Origin of the sequence: Paraglaciecola sp. (genome assembly GCF_051252315.1) — a bacterium.
GTDB lineage: Bacteria > Pseudomonadota > Gammaproteobacteria > Enterobacterales > Alteromonadaceae > Paraglaciecola.
Window position 1 is genome coordinate 1 of the sequence record NZ_JBPOFP010000087.1, and the last position, 19873, is coordinate 19873.

General features: G+C 38.9%; 19 protein-coding genes. 14 read left to right on the plus strand and 5 right to left on the minus strand.

Features of this window, described 5'->3' with window-relative positions; genetic code table 11:
• The coding region (locus ACSHXM_RS15570) for a PTS sugar transporter subunit IIA (RefSeq protein ID WP_435690095.1) at positions 1-426 on the minus strand (426 nt) is incomplete at its 3' end.
• A 263-nt stretch (positions 427-689) separates the two neighbouring features.
• On the opposite strand from ACSHXM_RS15570, the gene ACSHXM_RS15575 reads away from it, so the two are divergent.
• The 5 genes from ACSHXM_RS15575 to aldA all read left to right on the plus strand — a co-directional run bounded on the left by ACSHXM_RS15575 (position 690) and on the right by aldA (position 6488).
• The gene (locus tag ACSHXM_RS15575; protein ID WP_435690131.1) at positions 690-1760 is read left to right on the plus strand and encodes a patatin-like phospholipase family protein; all 1071 of its coding nucleotides are present in this window, start codon (positions 690-692) and stop codon (positions 1758-1760) included.
• A gap of 333 nt (positions 1761-2093) precedes the next feature.
• The gene (locus ACSHXM_RS15580; protein ID WP_435690097.1) at positions 2094-3200 is read left to right on the plus strand and encodes a mandelate racemase/muconate lactonizing enzyme family protein; all 1107 of its coding nucleotides are present in this window, start codon (positions 2094-2096) and stop codon (positions 3198-3200) included.
• Positions 3201-3210: 10 nt separating this feature from the next.
• Entirely contained in the window at positions 3211-4233 is a 1023-nt protein-coding gene (locus ACSHXM_RS15585) for a zinc-dependent alcohol dehydrogenase (RefSeq protein ID WP_435690099.1), read from the plus strand.
• A 36-nt stretch (positions 4234-4269) separates the two neighbouring features.
• Entirely contained in the window at positions 4270-5034 is a 765-nt protein-coding gene (locus tag ACSHXM_RS15590) for a 2,5-didehydro-3-deoxy-L-galactonate 5-reductase (RefSeq protein WP_435690133.1), read from the plus strand.
• A gap of 5 nt (positions 5035-5039) precedes the next feature.
• On the plus strand, positions 5040-6488 hold the full coding sequence (aldA, locus tag ACSHXM_RS15595; protein ID WP_435690101.1) for an aldehyde dehydrogenase: 1449 nt from the start codon (positions 5040-5042) through the stop codon (positions 6486-6488).
• An 81-nt stretch (positions 6489-6569) separates the two neighbouring features.
• On the opposite strand, the gene asnS is transcribed toward aldA, so the two are convergent.
• Positions 6570-7967, minus strand: a complete 1398-nt coding sequence (asnS, locus tag ACSHXM_RS15600; RefSeq protein ID WP_435690103.1) for an asparagine--tRNA ligase — start codon at positions 7965-7967, stop codon at positions 6570-6572.
• A 305-nt stretch (positions 7968-8272) separates the two neighbouring features.
• Between asnS and ACSHXM_RS15605 the strand changes: the two genes are divergently transcribed.
• Complete coding sequence (locus tag ACSHXM_RS15605; RefSeq protein WP_435690105.1) at positions 8273-8707, plus strand: hypothetical protein; 435 nt, start codon at positions 8273-8275, stop codon at positions 8705-8707.
• Positions 8708-8975: 268 nt separating this feature from the next.
• On the opposite strand, the gene ACSHXM_RS15610 is transcribed toward ACSHXM_RS15605, so the two are convergent.
• Entirely contained in the window at positions 8976-10439 is a 1464-nt protein-coding gene (locus ACSHXM_RS15610; RefSeq protein ID WP_435690107.1) for a PLP-dependent aminotransferase family protein, read from the minus strand.
• A gap of 113 nt (positions 10440-10552) precedes the next feature.
• On the opposite strand from ACSHXM_RS15610, the gene ACSHXM_RS15615 reads away from it, so the two are divergent.
• The 3 genes from ACSHXM_RS15615 to ACSHXM_RS15625 are packed head-to-tail and all read left to right on the plus strand — an operon-like array spanning position 10553 to position 12343.
• The gene (locus tag ACSHXM_RS15615; protein WP_435690110.1) at positions 10553-11155 is read left to right on the plus strand and encodes a GNAT family N-acetyltransferase; all 603 of its coding nucleotides are present in this window, start codon (positions 10553-10555) and stop codon (positions 11153-11155) included.
• Positions 11155-11769, plus strand: a complete 615-nt coding sequence (locus ACSHXM_RS15620) for an FMN-binding negative transcriptional regulator (protein ID WP_435690112.1) — start codon at positions 11155-11157, stop codon at positions 11767-11769. Before ACSHXM_RS15615 ends, ACSHXM_RS15620 begins: the two co-directional genes overlap by 1 nt.
• Before the next feature lie 34 nt (positions 11770-11803).
• On the plus strand, positions 11804-12343 hold the full coding sequence (locus ACSHXM_RS15625) for a DUF6817 domain-containing protein (RefSeq protein ID WP_435690114.1): 540 nt from the start codon (positions 11804-11806) through the stop codon (positions 12341-12343).
• A 23-nt stretch (positions 12344-12366) separates the two neighbouring features.
• Here the strand turns inward: ACSHXM_RS15625 and ACSHXM_RS15630 are convergent, their stop codons facing one another.
• Both ACSHXM_RS15630 and cysK read right to left on the minus strand, forming a co-directional pair.
• Positions 12367-12930, minus strand: a complete 564-nt coding sequence (locus ACSHXM_RS15630) for a DUF7010 family protein (protein ID WP_435690116.1) — start codon at positions 12928-12930, stop codon at positions 12367-12369.
• Between the two features lie 119 nt (positions 12931-13049).
• On the minus strand, positions 13050-14039 hold the full coding sequence (gene cysK / locus ACSHXM_RS15635; RefSeq protein WP_435690118.1) for a cysteine synthase A: 990 nt from the start codon (positions 14037-14039) through the stop codon (positions 13050-13052).
• 133 nt (positions 14040-14172) lie between these two features.
• Between cysK and ACSHXM_RS15640 the strand changes: the two genes are divergently transcribed.
• From ACSHXM_RS15640 to ACSHXM_RS15660, 5 genes are all read left to right on the plus strand, one after another.
• The gene (locus ACSHXM_RS15640; RefSeq protein ID WP_435690120.1) at positions 14173-14628 is read left to right on the plus strand and encodes an Lrp/AsnC family transcriptional regulator; all 456 of its coding nucleotides are present in this window, start codon (positions 14173-14175) and stop codon (positions 14626-14628) included.
• 21 nt (positions 14629-14649) lie between these two features.
• A complete protein-coding gene (locus tag ACSHXM_RS15645) occupies positions 14650-16023 on the plus strand; it encodes a Na+/H+ antiporter NhaC family protein (protein WP_435690122.1) in 1374 nt (457 codons plus the stop codon).
• Positions 16024-16036: 13 nt separating this feature from the next.
• On the plus strand, positions 16037-17749 hold the full coding sequence (gene ggt, locus ACSHXM_RS15650) for a gamma-glutamyltransferase (RefSeq protein WP_435690124.1): 1713 nt from the start codon (positions 16037-16039) through the stop codon (positions 17747-17749).
• 81 nt (positions 17750-17830) lie between these two features.
• A complete protein-coding gene (locus ACSHXM_RS15655; RefSeq protein WP_435690127.1) occupies positions 17831-19600 on the plus strand; it encodes a diguanylate cyclase domain-containing protein in 1770 nt (589 codons plus the stop codon).
• Positions 19601-19666: 66 nt separating this feature from the next.
• Positions 19667-19873 (plus strand): DUF2919 family protein (locus ACSHXM_RS15660; protein ID WP_435690129.1); only part of this gene is annotated, 207 nt, incomplete at its 3' end.

A 19873-nucleotide genomic window follows, 5' to 3' on the forward strand; every position in this document is an offset into this window, starting at 1 on the left:
GTTGATTACCGTGACTGGGCATAAAATACTAGGGAGTTGTCTCTTCATTTTTATCAATGAAAACTCGCCCAACACCTCTCCTTTAGCGAATGTTTCACCTGCCTTTTTATGCCTTTTAAACCCTTCACCCATCATGAGGTGAGAATCTATTCCAAGTTGTATTTGTATTTGTAAACCGTTCTTTGCCTTAATTCGAATTTGATTAGCGAGCTCAGGATACGAAATCACAGTCCCTTCAAAAGGTGCATATAACTGATATCCTGATGGTATTATTGCGATTCCTTCTCCAAATAACCTTTGCTTAAAAAGTGCATGTGGTACTTCATTTAAAGGAACAACAGTGCCACTTAACGGACTCGATATGGACAATACTTTTCTGTGCTGAGGGAGTTTGTCGGGTTCAGTTAGTTTACCTAGAAGTTCCATGTTAGGTTATTCTTATAGCTCATGTATTTTGTCAGTATAACCTGAATGTTGTGCCGGAATATAATACATTAGTGTATAACGTCAGGTAAAAATCATGTTTATCCACCATATCTGTGGATAACTCTGTTGAGTACTGTTTATATGTAGTGTAAATCACTGATATATATAGATAAAACAATGCTGTTCGTAAAATGCACTATTACTAATAATGTGGATTATATACGCCTAAATAGCCTGTTTTATACACATTTATAACTATGGGAATTGTAGTGTTAGATATTTATGCGGGTAAAAACGCCCTAAAAAAAATAAGTGAACAAGGGTTTAGCGCTGATATATTTGATACTGTTTTAGGCGCGTCTGGTGGTCCGAAATGGTTTGTTCTGGCCGGATTAGATAAGTTCATTTTTCCTGAGTTTTTTGCTCATAGAGTTAGAAAACTAAATGCTTTAGGTTCATCAGCAGGCGCTTTTCGAATGGCTTGTTTTGCCCAAAAAGATCCATTAGCTGCAATTAATCGGTTAGCTGATAGATATTCACACACGGTTTATTCTGACAAACCCACCGCGAAGGAAATCACCCAAAAAGGTGTGGCACTATTGGATTACGTATTAGGCGAGAACGGTGCTGAAGAAATAATTAATAATGAATTTATCAAAACGCATTTTGTGGTGGCTAAATGTAAGGGGTTAACTCAGTTCGAATCTAAGATTATTCAAATGGCTGGCTTAGGTTTGAGTGCGGGAGCTAATTTAATAAAGCGAAATTGGCTAAAAGGTTTCTATCAAAGGTATGTATTTTCTACTCCTAATAGCCAGTTAAACTTTCAAGACCCACACCATATGCCAAGTTATTCGGCTCAACTAAATAAAGATAACCTAGCCGAAGCTTTGATGGCGTCTGGTTCGATCCCTGTAGTGATTGAAGGTGTGAAAGATATCTCTAAAGCGCCAAAAGGTGTGTATCGAGATGGCGGGATCATTGATTATCATTTCGACCTAAATATTGGTCATCCTGAAAGTTTAGTTTTGTATCCACATTTTTATTCCAGACCTATACCAGGGTGGTTTGATAAGTCGATAAAAAGCCGTACGCCCCATGCTTCCAGTTATGACAATGTCGTTCTCGTTGTACCGTCAGCAAAGTTTGTGGCTAATTTGCCATACTCAAAAATACCGGATAGAAAGGATTTTGAGACTATGCCAGCGGACCAAAGAATCCGATATTGGCAACAAGTTATATCGCAAAGTGAACAACTTGGTGAGTACTTTCAAACCTTGTGTGAAAAAAATCAGATTAATGAAGTAATAAAACCGATAATCTTTTGCCGTTAAAGTTAGGGGCTGTTGATGTTTTTTGTATGATTTTGCAGCTAATCGTGCGGTTTTCTTACAATTAAGCGCGACTGTGGTGTAGTTGTTCTAATCTTGACTTTAACGACTTTATTTCTAGCTTCCCTTATATCTACTATAATGCATATTTAAATGTGTTTATTTATTAGTGATAGTTGTTGTGTCATACTTAAAATCCGTATTTGACAATAATTACGTAATGACTCGGTAATACACTCGTTTTAGTTAATGTATATATTAATTATAACTTTACAACTACCTGCGTCTTGGTGTAGATTGTTAACAATAAACTGTAACTATTTGGTTTAGTTGAGAATGAACATAAATAAAATTAAAGCAATAGACATTGAATTATACAATGTTCCCTTATCTGAAGTGTTATCCGATGCAAAGCATGGCGACCATACTCATTTTGAGTTAATACTATGTCGCGTGACATGTGAAGATGGTAAACAAGGTGTGGGTTATACATACACTGGTGGTAAAGGTGGTCGTGCGATTTATTCATTATTACATGATGAAATGAGACCTTTATTAACGGGTAAAGATGCCTCCGAAATTGATCTAATTTGGGACAAGTTACAGTGGGAATACCATTATGTAGGTAGAGGTGGGATTTTAAGCTTTGCTATTTCAGCGATGGATATAGCCTTATGGGATATTAAGTGTAAACGACTGAATAAACCGCTTTGGCAGGTTGCCGGTGGCGCTAGCAACAAAACTAATTGTTATGCGGGTGGTATTGATCTTAATTTTTCTGAAGAAAAGTTGCTAAACAACATTCAAGGTTACCTCGACCGTGGTTTTGAAGCGGTTAAAATTAAAGTAGGTAAAGAAGACTATCTAGAAGATGTCAGCCGCGTAAAAGCTGTTAGAAACTTAATCGGCCCTGAGCGAGTATTCATGGTTGATGCGAATTATTCTTTATCTGTAGATGAAGCGATACGTTTCGGTAATGCAATTGAAGATTGTGATATTACTTGGTTTGAAGAGCCCACTATTCCAGATGATTACCTAGGATTTGGTACTATTTCTGACGCTATCAACATTCCGTTAGCTATGGGGGAAAACCTTCATACCTTCCACGAGTTTGAATATGCGGTTGCTCAAGCTAAATTAGGTTTTTTACAGCCAGACGCTTCTAACATAGGTGGCATCACAGGATTCTTACAAGTTGCTGATTTAGCGGCTAAACATAACTTGCCGCTATGTAGTCATGGAATGCATGAATTACATGTATCTTTATTAGCATCTCAACCTCATTCAGGTTATTTAGAAGTACATTCATTTCCGATTGATGAATATACTCATTACCCAATTAAAATCGACGATAATGGCTATGCAGTAGCTCCAGATGTTCCCGGTACTGGGGTAGTGTTTGATGATGCGTTATTAGCTCCACATTTAGTTAAAAAGTCTTAAGGTAAAAATTATGCAAGCTGCACAATATATTGGTAATAAATCATTCACAGTAGTTGAGGGAACCTCTGTTGCTCCTCAAGCTGGCGAAGTTCGTCTAGATGTAGGTTATGTAGGTATTTGTGGAACAGACATGCACATTTATCATGGTGTGATGGATGCACGAGTTAATCCTCCAGCAACAATTGGCCATGAAATCTCTGGTGTAGTAGCTGAATTAGGCGAAGGCGTAACTGGGTTTTCTATTGGTGAAAAAGTAGTCGTGCGCCCACTTGATTGGTGTGGAGAGTGTCCAACCTGTGAAGCTGGTCATACACATATTTGTCAAAACCTGAAATTTATGGGGATCGACACTCCAGGCGCTTTCCAATCTAGCTGGACAGTTAAATCACGTACCTTACACAAATTACCGCTTGGTGTTGACCTTAAGCAAGGTGCTCTAGTTGAACCATTATCTGTAGCTTGTCACGATGTGCGTCGTTCACGTTTAAAAGCCGGTGAAAAAGCAGTGATTTTAGGCGGCGGCCCAATTGGGCAACTTGTTGCTGCTGTTGCAAAAAGTGTTGGTGCAGAAGTATTGGTTTCTGAGCCAAATGATAGTCGTCGTGCTTTTGCAGAAGAGTTAGGTGTTAAATCTGTCAATCCTATTGAAGATGATTTGGCCGCTTATGTTGAAGATTGGACTGATACTAAAGGTGCAGACGTAGTGTTTGAAGTATCAGGTGTATTGCCTGCTATTGAAGCAATGACACAAGTTGCTGGTCGTCGAGGTCGTATTGTAATGGTTGCTATTCATTCTACTGCTCCACCAATTGACTTGTTCCAATTCTTCTGGAAAGAACTAGAGTTATTAGGCGCTCGAGTATACGAAGCAGCCGATTTTGATTGGGCAATTGAATTAATTGCTTCTGGTGAAATTGACCTAAAACCATTTATTAGTTCTGTTAACCCATTAGCCGATATAGGTAATGCATTTGCCAGTATGGACAATAATCCTCAGGGCATGAAAGCCTTAGTTGAATGTAACGCAGAATAGTTTGATATTAGAGACAGGATTATAGAAATGAATAGTATGTTTGAAAAGTTTAATCTAGAAGGCAAAGTTGCCCTAGTGACAGGTTGTAAACGTGGTATCGGTAAAGGTATCGCATTAGGTCTTGCAGAAGCAGGCGCGGATATTATTGGTGTATCTGCTAGTTTAGAGCTTGAAGGTTCTGAAGTAGAAAAAGAAGTACAAGCACTAGGACGCAATTTTAAAGCCTATCAGTGTGACTTCTCTGATCGTAAAGCTTTGTATGCTTTCATCGAAAAAGTAAAAGCAGATTTTCCTAAAATCGATATTTTAGTGAATAACGCTGGTACTATTTTGCGAGCTCCTGCCGCTGAACATGGCGATGATTTATGGGACAACGTGATTGACGTTAACCTTAATTCTCAGTTCATCTTAAGCCGCGAAATCGGTAAAGACATGGTTGAACGAGGCGCAGGTAAAGTCATCTTTACTGCTTCATTATTAACATTCCAAGGCGGCATTACGGTTCCAGGATACGCAGCAAGTAAAGGGGCGATTGGCCAATTGGTTATGGCTCTTTCTAATGAATGGGCTGGCAAAGGCGTTAATGTTAATGCTATTGCACCTGGTTACATCGATACTGACAACACTGAAGCTTTGCGTAATGATCCAGAGAGAAGTGCGGCTATTTTGGGGCGTATTCCTCAAGGTCGCTGGGGTAATCCAGAAGACTTTAAAGGGCCGGCTGTATTCTTAGCATCTGAAGCAGCTAGTTATGTAAACGGCGCTATCTTATTGGTAGACGGCGGTTGGATGGGGAGATAATCTCAATGAACTTTCATAATAACGTTAACTTTATTAATGGCGAATACATCGCGTCTAAATCTGCAGAAGTGATTGAAGTACTCAGTCCTTCTACAGGTAAAAAAATTGGCGAAATACCTAAAGGTTGTGCTGAAGATGCACAATTGGCTCTTGAAACAGCTGACGCTGGTCAAAAGAAATGGGCAAAATTAACGGCTCGTACTCGTCAAAATATCTTGCGTACTTTTGCCAATAAAATACGTGAAAACAGATCCACACTAGCGCCTATGTTAGTGGCAGAGCAGGGCAAGTTATTGTCTGTTGCTGAAATGGAAGTCGACGTCACCGCTACATTTATTGATTACGCTTGTGATCACGCTTTGACTATCGAAGGTGACATTTTACCTTCAGATAACGAAAATGAAAAAATCTATATTCACAAGGTACCACGTGGCGTGGTTGTGGGCATTACTGCTTGGAATTTTCCGTTAGCATTAGCCGGTCGTAAAATTGGTCCAGCATTGGTAACAGGTAATTCAATTGTGTTAAAGCCAACACAAGAAACGCCTTTAGCCACCACTGAATTAGGTCGATTAGCCAATGAAGCGGGTATTCCAGCAGGTGTTTTAAATGTGATTAACGGCACCGGTTCGGTTGTTGGTCAAGCTTTATGTGAAAGCCCAATTACTAAAATGATAACCATGACAGGCTCTACCGTTGCTGGAAAAATGATTTACAAAACTAGCGCCGAGTATATGACCCCGGTTATGTTGGAGCTAGGTGGTAAAGCACCTATGGTTGTAATGAACGATGCTGATTTAGATCAAGCCGTTGAAGGTGCCTTATGGGGACGTTTTGCTAACTGTGGACAGGTATGTACTTGTGTTGAACGTTTGTATGTTCAAGAAGGTATTTATGACGACTTCATGGCTAAATTCTTACCAGCGGTTAAAGGCCTAAAAGTGGGCGACCCAATGGATGCAGAAACGCAAATGGGGCCTAAGTGCAACCAACGTGAAATTGACAATATTGATCACATAGTTCAAGAGTCAATTAAACAAGGTGCAACGGTTGCTTGCGGTGCTAAAACTGCTGATGTTTCTGGATTTGAAGGCGGTTGCTGGTACGAGCCAACGGTTCTTGTTGATGTTAAACAAGACAATATTGCTGTGCACGAAGAAACCTTCGGTCCAATTTTACCCATTGTTAAAATTAAAGACATTGATGAAGCAATCAGCCACTGTAACGACAGCATCTATGGCTTGAGTGCTTATATCTTTACTAAAGACTTCTTTGGCATTAACCGTTTTATCGACGAGTTAGAAGTTGGCGAAGTATACGTTAACCGAGGTATGGGTGAACAACACCAAGGTTTCCATAACGGTTGGAAACAATCTGGTTTTGGTGGCGAAGACGGTAAGTTTGGTCTTGAGCAATACCTAGAGAAGAAAACGGTTTATCTGAAAGAAGTATAATTCAGCATAAAACCTAGAAATATCTTATTAAGCCAGAGCCTAGTCTCTGGCTTTTTATATATGTAGAGTCGAGTAACAGTATTAGTAACTTGCATTACCTGGAGTTCTTGGGAAAGCAATCACATCCCTTACGTTTTGCATTCCTGTTACGTACGCCACTAAACGTTCAAAGCCTAAACCAAAGCCAGCATGGGGAACTGTGCCGTAACGGCGCAAGTCACGATACCAGCTGTAGTCTTCTTGGTTTAAGCTCATTTCTTCTAAGCGGCGGTCAAATACATCTAAGCGTTCTTCACGTTGCGAGCCTCCAATTATCTCACCAATACCTGGGGCTAATACGTCCATGGCTGCAACGGTTTTTCCGTCGTCATTAATACGCATGTAGAATGCTTTAATGTCTTTCGGGTAGTTTTGCATAATGATAGGTGCGCCAACATGCTCTTCGGCTAAATATCTTTCATGCTCTGAGGATAAATCTACCCCCCAATCCACTGGAAATTCGAATTTTTTACCACAGTTTTGCAATATTTCGATGGCGTCGGTGTAATCCATTCGCACAAAGTCTTGGTCGATGACTTGTTCTAAACGGGTAATCGCTTCTTTATTTACACGTTGAGCAAAAAACGCCATATCGTCAGCACGTTCTTCAAGTACAGCTTTAAATACATATTTAAGCATGTCTTCAGATAACTGGGCAATATCAGCAAGATCTGCAAAGGCCACTTCTGGTTCAATCATCCAAAATTCAGCTAAATGACGACTGGTGTTAGAGTTTTCTGCTCTGAAAGTCGGGCCAAATGTATAAATTTTAGACATAGCGGTGGCGTAAGTCTCTCCATTTAACTGCCCAGATACGGTTAAGAAGGTTTCTTTACCAAAGAAATCTTGGCTGTAATCAATATCTCCTTTTTCCGTTTTAGGTAAGTTCATCATATCTAGAGTTGATACCCTGAACATTTCACCAGCGCCTTCGGTGTCACTACCCGTTAAGATAGGTGTACTTATCCAGCAATAGCCTTGTTCGTGAAAGAAACGGTGAATTGCTTGAGATAGGCAGTTTCTAACACGGGTAACAGCGCCAATGATGTTAGTGCGTGGACGTAGATGGGCATGTTCTCGTAAATATTCAATACTATGACGTTTTGCCGCCATCGGATAAGTATCAGGGTTTTCTACCCATCCAACAATTTCTATTGATACTGCATCAATTTCTAAGGCTTGGCCTTTACCTTCAGATTTTTTTAAATTTCCGGTAACAATAAGTGAACAGCTCGTGGTTAACTTTTGAATGTCGGGATAGTTTTCAAGTGTATTAAGAGCAATGACTTGAATAGGATCAAAGCAGCTACCATCGTGTAAAGCGATAAAAGATAAGCCTGCTTTTGAATCACGGCGAGTACGAACCCACCCTTTAACGGTAACTGAGTCACCAACTGAATATTGATCGGCAAAAATGTCTGCCACCGTGGCGTGCGCCATGTAATTATCTCCAATTCTGAGGGGGTTATTTGCCTATTGGCTTACTTTGTTTGTATTGTTTTTTGATACGCCATTATTCAAAATTGTCGGGAGGAATTATTAACTAGTCCCATACAAAAAGGTTTATAAAATAACGCACCGAGTCGATATTTGCCTTAAGAAAGTTTTTGGATAGCCGAAAACAATATTAATATGACAACCTTCTCTATGTTGCTTACTTAGTTATTTCGCTTACGTAACTATTTTACACAAGGAATGTGATTTTACGAGTAAGGCGCCTAGACTCAAGAGAAATCTATATTATTATGCAAACTCAAACTATTTTAACAAGACAAGCTCAATTTACTATGGCAATGAACGAGGCTGAAGACAAACCGGTTAAGAATCGACGTAAGACTGCTCGTGAAAACGATAAGTTATTTCAAGCTATGGTCGCTATCAACGTTTTAGGTTGGTTTGTGTTTATTGCAGCTCTTTTGGTTTTTCATGATGCTCGACCAGAATTTGTGTCTGGAGTACAGGCTTTTTGGGGAGTGGAAGGGCGTACGGAGTGGTCTGAAACCTTAAGTTGGTATTTAGTCGGGTTATTGTTTACCTGCGTGATAATTAGCACACTTGTGTTGTTGATGAAACGCAAACGTAACAGGCGAGAAAAAGACCATTATGGTATCAATGGTTATGTTTTATTGTTTATCGCTGCTTCTAGCTTGATTATCTTATACTTTGAGATGAACCCTTAAAGTAAAGATCTCTCTAACTTTAGAGGCTGCGGCTATTTAACCTGAGCTCGGGTTAAGCCGAGCCTCTCGATAACGCCCTTTTTGTGCCTTGCGGCGTTGGATTGTCTAGCAATAACACGTTATTACGTACGACCATCCGCCTTGCCATACACAAAAAATTTCGTCATCGAGTCACGATTAACCCAAACATAACCTAAGGTATATGTGTAAGTATTTGAACTGTATGTACAATTAAATTCAAAACGACACTCATTATCCCGAGTTCAGGTTATTTAGTTTCTTCATGTAGAGCCTGAATTATTTTCACTAGGGCTTCTATTCCCATAGCAAATTTATTCTCATTCATACCTGCATAACCTATACGTAAATAACGATCTTGATTGTTGTCAGGTGATAATTGATATTGGGTTTCATGCTGAATATATATATTCATGTCTTTGGCTTTCTCAGCTAGGTGGCTTGCCGTGATATTAGGCGGGATAAGTTTCACCCATAAAGCCATACCGCCGTCCGGTAAGGTAAATTCAAAGCATGATGTATTTTGTAAAATTGAAGCGGCATGATCTCTACGAACTAAATTATTGCGGGTCATACGCCTTAAGTGCCGGCTAAAGTCTCCACTTGCCATCCATTTTGCTAAGGCGGCTTGCATCAATACATTACTCTTATGGCAAATAAGTAATCTGTATTGGATCACGGCTTTTGCTAAAGATTGACTTATGGCTAATATACCGACTCTTGCACCAGGGAACATGACCTTCGAGAAAGTCGACATATAGATAATTAATTGTTGAGGATCTTCAGAAGCCATTGGAGCTAAAGGTTGGCAACGATAATGAAACTCATGGTCGTAATCATCTTCGATGATGGGAATTTTGTATTGATAAGCCAATTGGTAAATTTTCATCCTACGACTGACTGGAAGCGTCACGGTCGTGGGGTATTGGTGTAACGGCGTTAAATAAATTAGACGGATCTTACCGCCAGTAATTTTATCGGCTAAGTCTTCTGGCACTAAGCCTAACTTGTCTTGTTTAATACCCACTATACTTGCACCGGCGTTTTTGAATGTCGATATAGCGGGTGGGTAACTGATATTTTCTGTTGCTACTTGATCGCCTGGTTGCAGTAATAATTGAGCGATGATGTACAAAGCTTCCTGTGAGCCATTTGTGATTACCACTTCTCTATTGGTAATTGCTCTAGATTTACGTAGATAGATTTTGACTTGTTCTATCAGCTCCGGCAAACCAGCACTATCACCATAGGACATTTGTGATACTTGTGGGCGTGCCAGTACATTTGCCATATGTCGCCTAAATTCGTCGAATGGGAATAAACTTAAGTCAGGTTGTCCACCGGAAAAGTTATATTCAAATTTTTCAGAGCGACGTTCTGATAAGCTCATTCCTTCTCTTACCAAATTAAAATCGAATAATGGTTGTGGAGTAGGGGAAACGCCTACAGCACGGCTATTTTCAATAGGCAGGTTAGCCACCACCTTGTAACCCACTCTTTGTTTCGATTCTATCCAACCCTCTGCAATTAATTCTGCAAAAGCCTTCATGACTGTATGACGATTAATTTGCATGTCTTGGCCAATGGATTTTACCGAAGGTAGTTTGTCATTAGCCAATAATTGCCCATTTCTTATGGCCTGCCGGATCATTTCAGCTAACTGTAAATATTTTGCCGAAGATGTTGGCAAGGATTGGTTGTTGAATATCGCCATTGGTCTATTTAAATTTAAAAAACTGGTTGTTTACGTTAGACCATTGTGCGGTGATAGTAAACCCACAGAAAAATTATGCATTTCACCAAATTTTATTCTTAAGGAGTTTAGACATGTCATTATCAGAAATTAGATTAGAAGATGATTATGTTGTGCTTGAACCTATGTCCCAACGTCATTGCGCTGATTTATTTTCAGCTGGAGCTGATCCTGCCATTTGGCAATGGACCACTTCAAATTATTGTTCTTCAATACAATCTACAGAAGCTTGGGTAAAAACATGCCTTGCAAATCAGCAAGCAGCCATTCAATTACCTTTTGTTGTTTTAGATAAAAAAACTCAACAAGTGGTGGGCTCTACCAGTTATTTAAATATATTTCTTGAACATAAAGCCATTGAAATTGGTTACACATTTTTAAATCCATTAGTTCAAAGGAGTTATGTAAATCGACGTTGTAAATTACTCTTATTAAACCATGCCTTTGAGGTTTTGAAACTCAATCGGGTGGCTTTTCAAACCCATGAAAAAAACCAGCAATCACGTAACGCGATTTTAGGCCTAGGCGCAACGTTTGAGGGAATACATAGGTATGCGCGTATTCAACATGACGGAAGTCTGCGTAACAGTGCATTTTACAGTGTTATAAAACCTGAATGGCCAAAGGTCAAACAAGCGTTGAAGTCAAAAATAGACAAATATAAAGGAGAGGTTTGATGTTTATTCCCAAACATTTTGAAATGGCAGAGTTATCTCAACAACAGCAATTTATAAATGAATTTTCTTTTGGGGTCATGACATCGGATTCTTTGCAGACGACTCATTTACCCTTTTTATTGGATGCTGAAATGGGTGAAAAAGGCACGTTGTTTGGCCACATTGCCAGAGCAAATTCTCATTGGAAAGAACTCGATTCTAAACGGGTGTTAGTGGTGTTTAATGGGCCTCATAGTTATATTTCTCCTACTTGGTTTATGAAATCACCGGCCGTACCCACTTGGAATTATGCGGCAGTGCATGTTTATGGCGTAGTGAGGGTATTGGATAAAACCGAAACCCTTAAGGTGTTAGAAAACACTATGGCCAAATATGAACCTGAACTGTTAAATGATTCGAGCGTAGTGACAGCAGAATATGTAGATAAACTTTCAGCCGCTATCGTGGGATTTAAAATTGAATTAACTGAATTGCAGGGCGTGGCCAAAGTAGGTCAACATAAAAGCCTAGAGGATCAAAAATTAGTCTGTTCAAGGTTAAGTCAATCCGCGGGATCAGACGAAAAAGCATTGGCTAATTTCATGTTGAGGTATAATCTTGGGGTAGGTGAATGAATAAGAAAGAAGTAATTTACTATAGGGTGATCATATGGATGCTAAATTTCGAAAGTTAATAGAACTTGGGGCAGGGGAGTTTGAACATGCTGAACCTGCTTTGATTGAGCAGCTCGAAAGTACTCGGTGTTTATTAAAGTCATGGTCAGCATCGCAGGTATTACAGGATGCCGGTTTGTATCATGTTGCCTATTGTATGGAACGATTTGATACACCTTTGTTTGACCTAAGTCGACGTCAAGACGTTGTAGAGGTTGTTGGCCCAGAAGTTGAAAATATAATCTATCATTACCATGCCTGTGATAATAATTTGTTTTTTGCAAAACTTGCTCAAGACCACTCCCCAACTCTTTTTTATGACCGCTATACCAATAGCCAATCACCAATAGGCCACATGTTAATAAAGGATATATGTGAGTTAACGGCTGCAATTGAAATTGACAAAGCCATGCATAAAATCAATGAAAAATCACATAGTGACAAACTAGAGAGCCTATTAACTCAAATTGAAACTAATATAAGTTTGTCGGCCCAGCGTAAATTTAAACAATTGCTTTGTACAACAGAGGTTTGACTTCTAGTAGTTGTTTATAGCTATTAATTAGAGTTTGAAACTAGTGCTTGATACCTTCGTTCCATAACATAAAGTGTAATTAGATAGACGGCCACTATGGCAAATGGGATCGTCACAAAGCGACTGTCTGGAAAAGCTAACCACAATATTAGCACTAATAATGTACGTGAAATGGTGTGAAAGTATCCTACCCAATGTTGCACGGCCCATGACCATGGCATCCACATTAAGCCAGCTAAAATCCCCACTGTTAAAGGTGCTGATGTATAGTCTTGAATAGCAAATGGAATGGTAATCGCAAAGACTAATAATGCCATGACTAAACCAACCATGAACAAGTGATTAAAGGCGTTATTTGGAATTTCTTTATTGAAGAAGTCTTCCCCAGTTAATTTTGAAATAGCCATACCCAAATAACAAATGCTACCGCAGCCAATCCACAGTGACCACACCTTCCAGCTATCAGGCATAGTTAAGCCAATAATGCCTATTATTGTCCAAACTAAGGTGCCTGCAATTGGCATTGCAATAAATCGTTTTTTAGCAAATGCCGCTCTTTGTTCTTCTAGTGTTAATTGAGTATCCATGTAAATGTCCTTGTTTGAATTGATTGATACTCATATTAGGGAGATAGGCATTATTAATTAAGTGGATAAGGTCACTAATATTCTATGACATTTGTCACTAAGTGGCGTCAGAACAAAGTTTAGTGGTCAAACAATTCAGTACTGAAGTATCGCTCTGCAGTATCAGCAAAAATAGTGACTATGTTCTTTCCTGCGTATTGTGGTTGTTGACCTAGCTGAATAGCGGCACATGCCGCCGCTCCAGAAGATATTCCAACGGGCAGTGCTTCAACACGAGCTAGTTTGCGGGCGTACTCTAGGGCGTCTTCATCCGTCACCGTAATGACTTGGTCTAATAAGTCTAACTTAAGTACTTCTGGAATATGACCTGAACTTAAACCTTGGATCTTATGTACGCCTTTTTTGCCTTCGCTTAATACTGGGCATGAAGCGGGTTCTACTGCAACTATTTTGATATTAGGGTTATGTAGCTTAAGTGCTTTGGCTATGCCTGAAATTGTGCCGCCTGTGCCTACACCTGCTACTAAAATGTCTACTCTTCCTGCTGTGTCACGCCAAATTTCTTGAGCAGTTGTATTAAAGTGCATGTCTGGATTAGCCTGATTTGCAAATTGGTCTAACATGACGGCATTTACGTTTTCATCAACTAACTGTTTCGCTTTATCAATCGCCCCTTTGGTGCCTAAGGTTTTTGCAGTTGTCACTATGTATGCCCCGTAATGTCTAATTAATTTTTGCCTCTCAATCGACATGTGTTCAGGAATGACTATGGTCAACTTAATGCCTTTTAACGCACAAATCCAAGCACAGGCTACGCCGTTATTGCCCGAGGTGGCTTCTATTATTTCTGTTTTATCATTAAACCTATCGGAATTGATCAGGGCGTTAATCATCGCCATAGCAGGACGATCTTTAATGGATCCTGCTGGATTAAAATATTCGATTTTGGCTAATAGATTCGCCTTAACTGAAAAGGCCTCCGACAGTTTTGATAAACGAACTAAAGGTGTATTACCTATGGTTTGAGTAATGTCATCGTAGATTCTCCCTGCAGAGAATTGAACGACTTTAGGGCTAATAGGGTGAATTTCTTTAAGGTTACTGAGCATTATAATTCCAACAGTTATCGACTGGAGATATTGTGACATTGGTAATTGGGTATTAAATTCTAAACATTCTTTTAAAACTAATTATTGTGGTAATCTATTTCTTATTTTGTGTTATTTTTGGAAATATTTTCTTATGAATAAAATGGATGTAGAAATTCTACGCTTGTTGCAACAAGATTCAACATTATCTGTTGCGGACATTGCTGACAAAGTAGGCCTGAGCACGACACCCTGTTGGAGACGGATTCAACTATTAGAAAAAAATGGGGTGATTGATAAAAGGGTTGCGTTACTTAATGCTGATAAATTGGGTCTTAACTTAACAGTATTTGTGCAGGTTAAAGCAGGGAGGCATGATGCTAATTGGTTGGAAAAGTTTGCAGAACATGCAAAAAGTATCGAACAAATAGTGGAATTTTACCGAATGAGCGGTGAATATGACTATATGTTGAAAGTAGTGGTAGCCGACATGCAAGCCTTTGATGTATTTTATAAAAAGTTAGTAACGGGCATTGATTTATCTGATGTCACTTCCAGCTTCGCTATGGAACAAATCAAATATACTACTGCTTTGCCAGTTTGCGATTAATTTAACAGTTTAAGGTATTTCATGCATTGGTATTCAATATTGCCACCGATTATCGCCATATTAGTTGTGTTTTGGCGTAAAGAGGTGATTCTAGCGTTAGTTGTGGCTATTTTTTCTGCGGAGTTATTACTGGCTTTTCAAAACAATTCGGAAATTGTATTTACTGCATCGATTGGTTCAATTGAAAGAGTCATTAGTATTATTTCTTCAGCAGGTAATAGTCGGATATTAATCTTCAGTGTGCTTATTGGCGCTTTGTTAGCTTATATGCGGCACTCAGGAGGTGTCACCGCTACGGTAGAAATGTTAATCAATAAAGGAGTTGCCAAAAACAAAAAACGAGTTGGCTTGTTAACTATGTTTACCGGCTTGGTGGTTTTTATTGAGTCAAACTTAAGTGTGTTGGCATCTGGGATTTTAGCTCGTGGGTTGTTTGATAAGTTTAAAATGAGTCGTGCCCGTCTAGCCTACATCATAGATAGTACCAGTGCGCCTGTATGTATTCTTATTTTATTGAATGGTTGGGGGGCATTTATATTGGCTTTGCTGAGCAATTATGAACTAAATCAAAGTGCCGTATCCGTGCTTTGGGGAACCGTTCCTCTTAATTTTTATGCCATCACCGCATTACTAATTGTTTTGTACACCATATTTTCAGATAAGTTACATGGCCCGATGAAACAAGCTGAACAAGATTTAGTTTTGTTAGACTCAGAACAAGCCCAAGTGAAAGGCACTAAGGCAAGGTTTATGTTATTGCCTTTATTAAGCATGATTTTTGGCATGATAGGGTTTATGTTCTACACAGGAAATGGCGATTTAAGCCAAGGTAGTGGCAGCAAATCTGTATTGTATGCGACCGTATTAGCTTTATTCGTTGCCTATGTTTTATTGTTGAGCTCAAAGCGTTATTCACATAAAGAATTAGTGGATACTGGTTTTAAAGGTATGGGCGAGATATTGCCTTTAGTGGCCATAGTATTATTTTCGTTAACTTTGGGAGCCAGTTTAAAAGAGTTAGGTACTGGCGTATATGTAGCGAATATTGTTGGAGATTATTTACCACTGGTATTAGTTGTACCAATTCTATTTGTAGCAGGCGCCTTAATGTCTTTCTCTACCGGGACATCTTGGGGCACTTTTGCCATATTGATACCTATTGGAGTGCCACTTATTCAAACACTTGGTTTACCTCCTTCTTTGGTTATTGCTGCAATATTAGGTGGCGGAATATTTGGTGATCATTGTTCGCCAATATCAGACACCACTGCCGTATCGTCTATTGCATCTGGTTGTGATTTGTTGACCCACGTAAAAACCCAAATGCCGTATGCATTGGTTGGTGGTTTGATTGCATTCATTGGTTATTTTATTGCTAGTTTATTGATGATTTAAATAAGAAGATTAGATGAAATTTTTAAAAAATAATTTGAAAGTCAGTAGTATTTCTTGGTGTATTGTTGTTTCCTGTATTGCGTTAGTTTCATGCGGTAATTCAGTAACGATTACTAAAAACACCGATGTTAACCAAAAAGCTGCGGTTGCTATGCCTGATAGTTATAGTGCCGACGTAGCGAAAGGTATTATGTCAAAAGGCGGTAATGCAGTCGATGCCGCTATTGCTGCTCAATTTGTATTAGCCGTCACCTTGCCTGAAGCTGGAAATATCGGTGGTGGTGGCTTTATGTTGATACATAAAGACAATAAAAATGATTTTATAGATTATCGTGAGCAGGCGCCTTTAGCTGCTCATAGAGATATGTATTTAGATGAAAACGGCGATGTTATTCCTTACCAATCGTTGGTTGGTGTGTTGTCTGCGGGTGTGCCTGGCACAGTAGCAGGAATGTGGTTAGCCCATCAAAAACATGGTTCGTTAACTTGGAAAGAGTTAGTACAACCTGCGGTAAATTTGGCTGAGCATGGATTTATTGTTCACCCCAAGTTGGCCCATTCCATTAAGCGCCATTCAGATAGGTTAAAAAAACGTGGTTTTGTGGTGAATTTCGCCAATTATTTTGCCCACGCCAAAGAAGGTGAAATATTTAAACAGGCTGAATTAGCCAGCACCTTAAAACGAATTCGCGATCAAGGGCGAGATGGATTTTATAAAGGTCAAACGGCTAAGATTATTAGCGACTTTATGCGACAAGAAAATGGTTTAATCACAGAGCTAGATTTGTTGTCGTATAAGGCTATTTCTCGCAGTCCTTTAAAAGCAAATTGGCGTGAATATGAACTGTTAACTTCTCCACCACCTAGTTCAGGTGGAATTGCCATCATACAGTGGCTTAAAATGTATGAGCAAGTGACAGCGCAAATAACTGATTATAAGCCAGAACATAATTCTGCAGAGTATCTACATTTATTGGCTGAAATAGGTAAACGAGTATTTGCTGATAGGGCAGAGTATTTGGGCGATCCTGACTTTGTTGAAGTACCAGTTAGTGACTTAATATCAGATGAATATATCACTAAGCGCAGTGCTGATGTGTTAGCTGATAAAATTTCAAATACCGAAAACGTCAAACCTGGTTTAAAAGAAAGCGAACAAACTACACACTTTTCAATTGTGGATAAGTGGGGCAATGCTGTATCAAATACCACAACAATTAATTTAGGTTTTGGTAGCAGTGTGGTGGTGGAAGGCGCTGGATTTTTGTTAAATGATGAAATGGATGACTTTAGTTCTAAACCGGGGGTTGCCAATGTATTTGGAGCTGTTGGTGGCAAAGCTAACGCGATCCAAGCTAAAAAGCGTATGTTGTCATCTATGACCCCAAGTATGGTGTTAAAAGATGGAAAGGTCACTATGGTGACCGGCTCACCAGGAGGCACAACGATTATTAGCTCTGTTTATCTATCTATCCTCAATGCTTTAGAATTTGATATGAATGCGATGGATACAGTCAATAAACCAAGGTTCCATCATCAACTTTTACCTAAGGACACTATTCGTTATCACAGTGGTATCAGTAGTAAAGTGATAGACGAATTAAAGTCCATGGGTTACGTCATGAGTCAAAGACAATTTGGTGACATGCATGTCATCATCAATAAAAATGACCAACTAGACGCGGCCTCAGAAAAAAGGGGCAGAGGAAAAGCCTTAGTTTTTTAGAAAACACAAGAAATATGTCCAAATTCTGGTAATATTTGTACCTAGGAAATACATTCGATTTTCGTTATTAATGGAAATGTTTTGAAATTTTACGTAAATATCTTGATGGTTGTAACGGCTTGGTTATTTTGCGCACCAGTCGCTTCAGCCAGTGAGGTGAGTGATTTTTTAGAAAAAGTCAATGTCAGAACTTATGACTGTCCTGATGACAGTGCTATCCCTCAGTTAGATACCTATTTGAAAGACCCTAATGTTGATAAAAACCTGCTAATAGATTTACAGGTATTTAAAGCGCATTGGTTAATTTGTATGGGAAAAAACACGCCCGCAAAAGCCTTGCTAGACAATATTCTCCAACAAGGGGAAATCGATAAAACCTCTAGAAGTTATGCCAGTTTAACTTATCAATTAGGTTTCATATTTGACGTTAATTCAAACCCTGATAGATGCAAGTATTATCGTCAGTCAGAACAACTAGCTAAAGACAAATTTAGTGATATTCACTTGAGCTCACAACTTGGCCTAATGACTGTTTGTGATCAAGAAAAGCAAGATATTGGGATTAAATTGGGGCGCTTGTTCTCTTTAGTCAAGAAGTACGCAGAAACCGAAGATATCGCCTCGCTGGCACACATTCATAATAACATTGGTTTGTTATATAGCTCGTTAGGGCAAATGGCATTAGCTGCTGAACAATATGAAAAGTCTTATCGACTAGGGTTAGACGTATATGAAGCCAAAAATAGCTTAGCGCCCATTATTAGCGTTATCAGTGCGTATACTGGAAGTGGTGATTTAGACAAAGCGGCAATCATGATTGAAGAGTTACGTTTAGGGAATCTTAAGGTGAATACTCCACTTACTAATAATTGGTATCACTATGCACAAAGCCGCCATTATTATCGTTTAGGTGATTATGATGCCATGCGCAAAAGTCTAGCCAGTTGGAAGGTTTTCCTTAATCAAATATCCAATAAAACGCTAGTTAAATTATATGATTGGTATGAAGCGGCTTTATGTCTAGAAGATCAAAATAAGGAGTGTGTTCAAGCTTTTTTAACAGGTTTAGAAAGTGAATCCTCTGATTACCCAACTCGAATAACTAAACATATTTATTTTATTAGTTTTTTAGTCAAAGCACATATGTTTTTAGGTGATATTGAAGCGGCAAAAGAAAGCTTTGACATATACGCCAATACGGTGAGTAAGAAAGAAAAAGCACAGCAAGATTCAGCTAAAGTGTTGGGGGTGGCTAATCTGCATAATGAAATTTTTGCACTAGAGGGGCATTTGCGCTCTGCGGAACAAAAACGTATTCAGACCATAGTTGTCATTTTATTTTTAGTTCTTTTTATAATCTGCCTTGGTTACTTAACCGTAGGGAAAAGTTATTTAAAACAGTTAACGACTGATAAATTAACAGGGTTACAAAATGAACAAGCGGTACTTTCTAAGATTAGACATGTTAAATCGCCTGTTGCCGGCAAAGTAAATGCTTTGGCTTTATTTGACGTAAATAATTTTACGGAAGTTAACAGTCAGTTCGGTTATATGACAGGTGAGGCTTTACTGGTTAAAGTTGCAAACTGTTTAATAAATGTCACTAGAGATCAGGATATAGTCGGCAGAGTAGGGGCGGATCAGTTTATCGTTTGTTTAAAGAGTGTAGGAGAACAAACCGCGAATGACTTATTTAATAGGATCTTGGGTTCTCTTAGTAAAGTTGCGGTTAATCAAAGCCCAAATAACTCAATCAATATACAGTCAAGTATGAACATATATAGTTCTGAAAGTGGATTGTCCGATATTGACGACGTATTATCTGAAATTAGAGGTGTGTTAAATAAATAACCGCTACTTAAATGGGCTCGAATCTGTGTGTTATATATTTAGACTTTTTGAAAGCTGTATTCATTCGTGAAATTATTATTACCTTTAAAATATTATGACGATGCTGGCAAGGTAAAACCTCCTAGTGCTTGGTATTGGTGCGCATTATATTTATGTCGAAGTGTACTTGTGTTGATTGGGGCTTTGTCATCTAGGGAGTACGGTAGTGAACTTCTTTCAATTTTTTATAGTGAAAGTCGTTACCTTTATCTAAATTTAGGGATTGCCTTACCT

Coding starts and splice junctions, on each gene's coding strand:
- ACSHXM_RS15580 (WP_435690097.1), top strand. CDS start 2,094: ATGAACATAAATAAAATTAAAGCAATAGACATTGAATTATACAATGTT.
- ACSHXM_RS15585 (WP_435690099.1), top strand. CDS start 3,211: ATGCAAGCTGCACAATATATTGGTAATAAATCATTCACAGTAGTTGAG.
- ACSHXM_RS15590 (WP_435690133.1), top strand. CDS start 4,270: ATGTTTGAAAAGTTTAATCTAGAAGGCAAAGTTGCCCTAGTGACAGGT.
- aldA (WP_435690101.1), top strand. CDS start 5,040: ATGAACTTTCATAATAACGTTAACTTTATTAATGGCGAATACATCGCG.
- asnS (WP_435690103.1), bottom strand. CDS start 7,967: ATGGCGCACGCCACGGTGGCAGACATTTTTGCCGATCAATATTCAGTT.
- ACSHXM_RS15605 (WP_435690105.1), top strand. CDS start 8,273: ATGCAAACTCAAACTATTTTAACAAGACAAGCTCAATTTACTATGGCA.
- ACSHXM_RS15610 (WP_435690107.1), bottom strand. CDS start 10,439: ATGGCGATATTCAACAACCAATCCTTGCCAACATCTTCGGCAAAATAT.
- ACSHXM_RS15615 (WP_435690110.1), top strand. CDS start 10,553: ATGTCATTATCAGAAATTAGATTAGAAGATGATTATGTTGTGCTTGAA.
- ACSHXM_RS15620 (WP_435690112.1), top strand. CDS start 11,155: ATGTTTATTCCCAAACATTTTGAAATGGCAGAGTTATCTCAACAACAG.
- ACSHXM_RS15625 (WP_435690114.1), top strand. CDS start 11,804: ATGGATGCTAAATTTCGAAAGTTAATAGAACTTGGGGCAGGGGAGTTT.
- ACSHXM_RS15630 (WP_435690116.1), bottom strand. CDS start 12,930: ATGGATACTCAATTAACACTAGAAGAACAAAGAGCGGCATTTGCTAAA.
- cysK (WP_435690118.1), bottom strand. CDS start 14,039: ATGCTCAGTAACCTTAAAGAAATTCACCCTATTAGCCCTAAAGTCGTT.
- ACSHXM_RS15640 (WP_435690120.1), top strand. CDS start 14,173: ATGAATAAAATGGATGTAGAAATTCTACGCTTGTTGCAACAAGATTCA.
- ACSHXM_RS15645 (WP_435690122.1), top strand. CDS start 14,650: ATGCATTGGTATTCAATATTGCCACCGATTATCGCCATATTAGTTGTG.
- ggt (WP_435690124.1), top strand. CDS start 16,037: ATGAAATTTTTAAAAAATAATTTGAAAGTCAGTAGTATTTCTTGGTGT.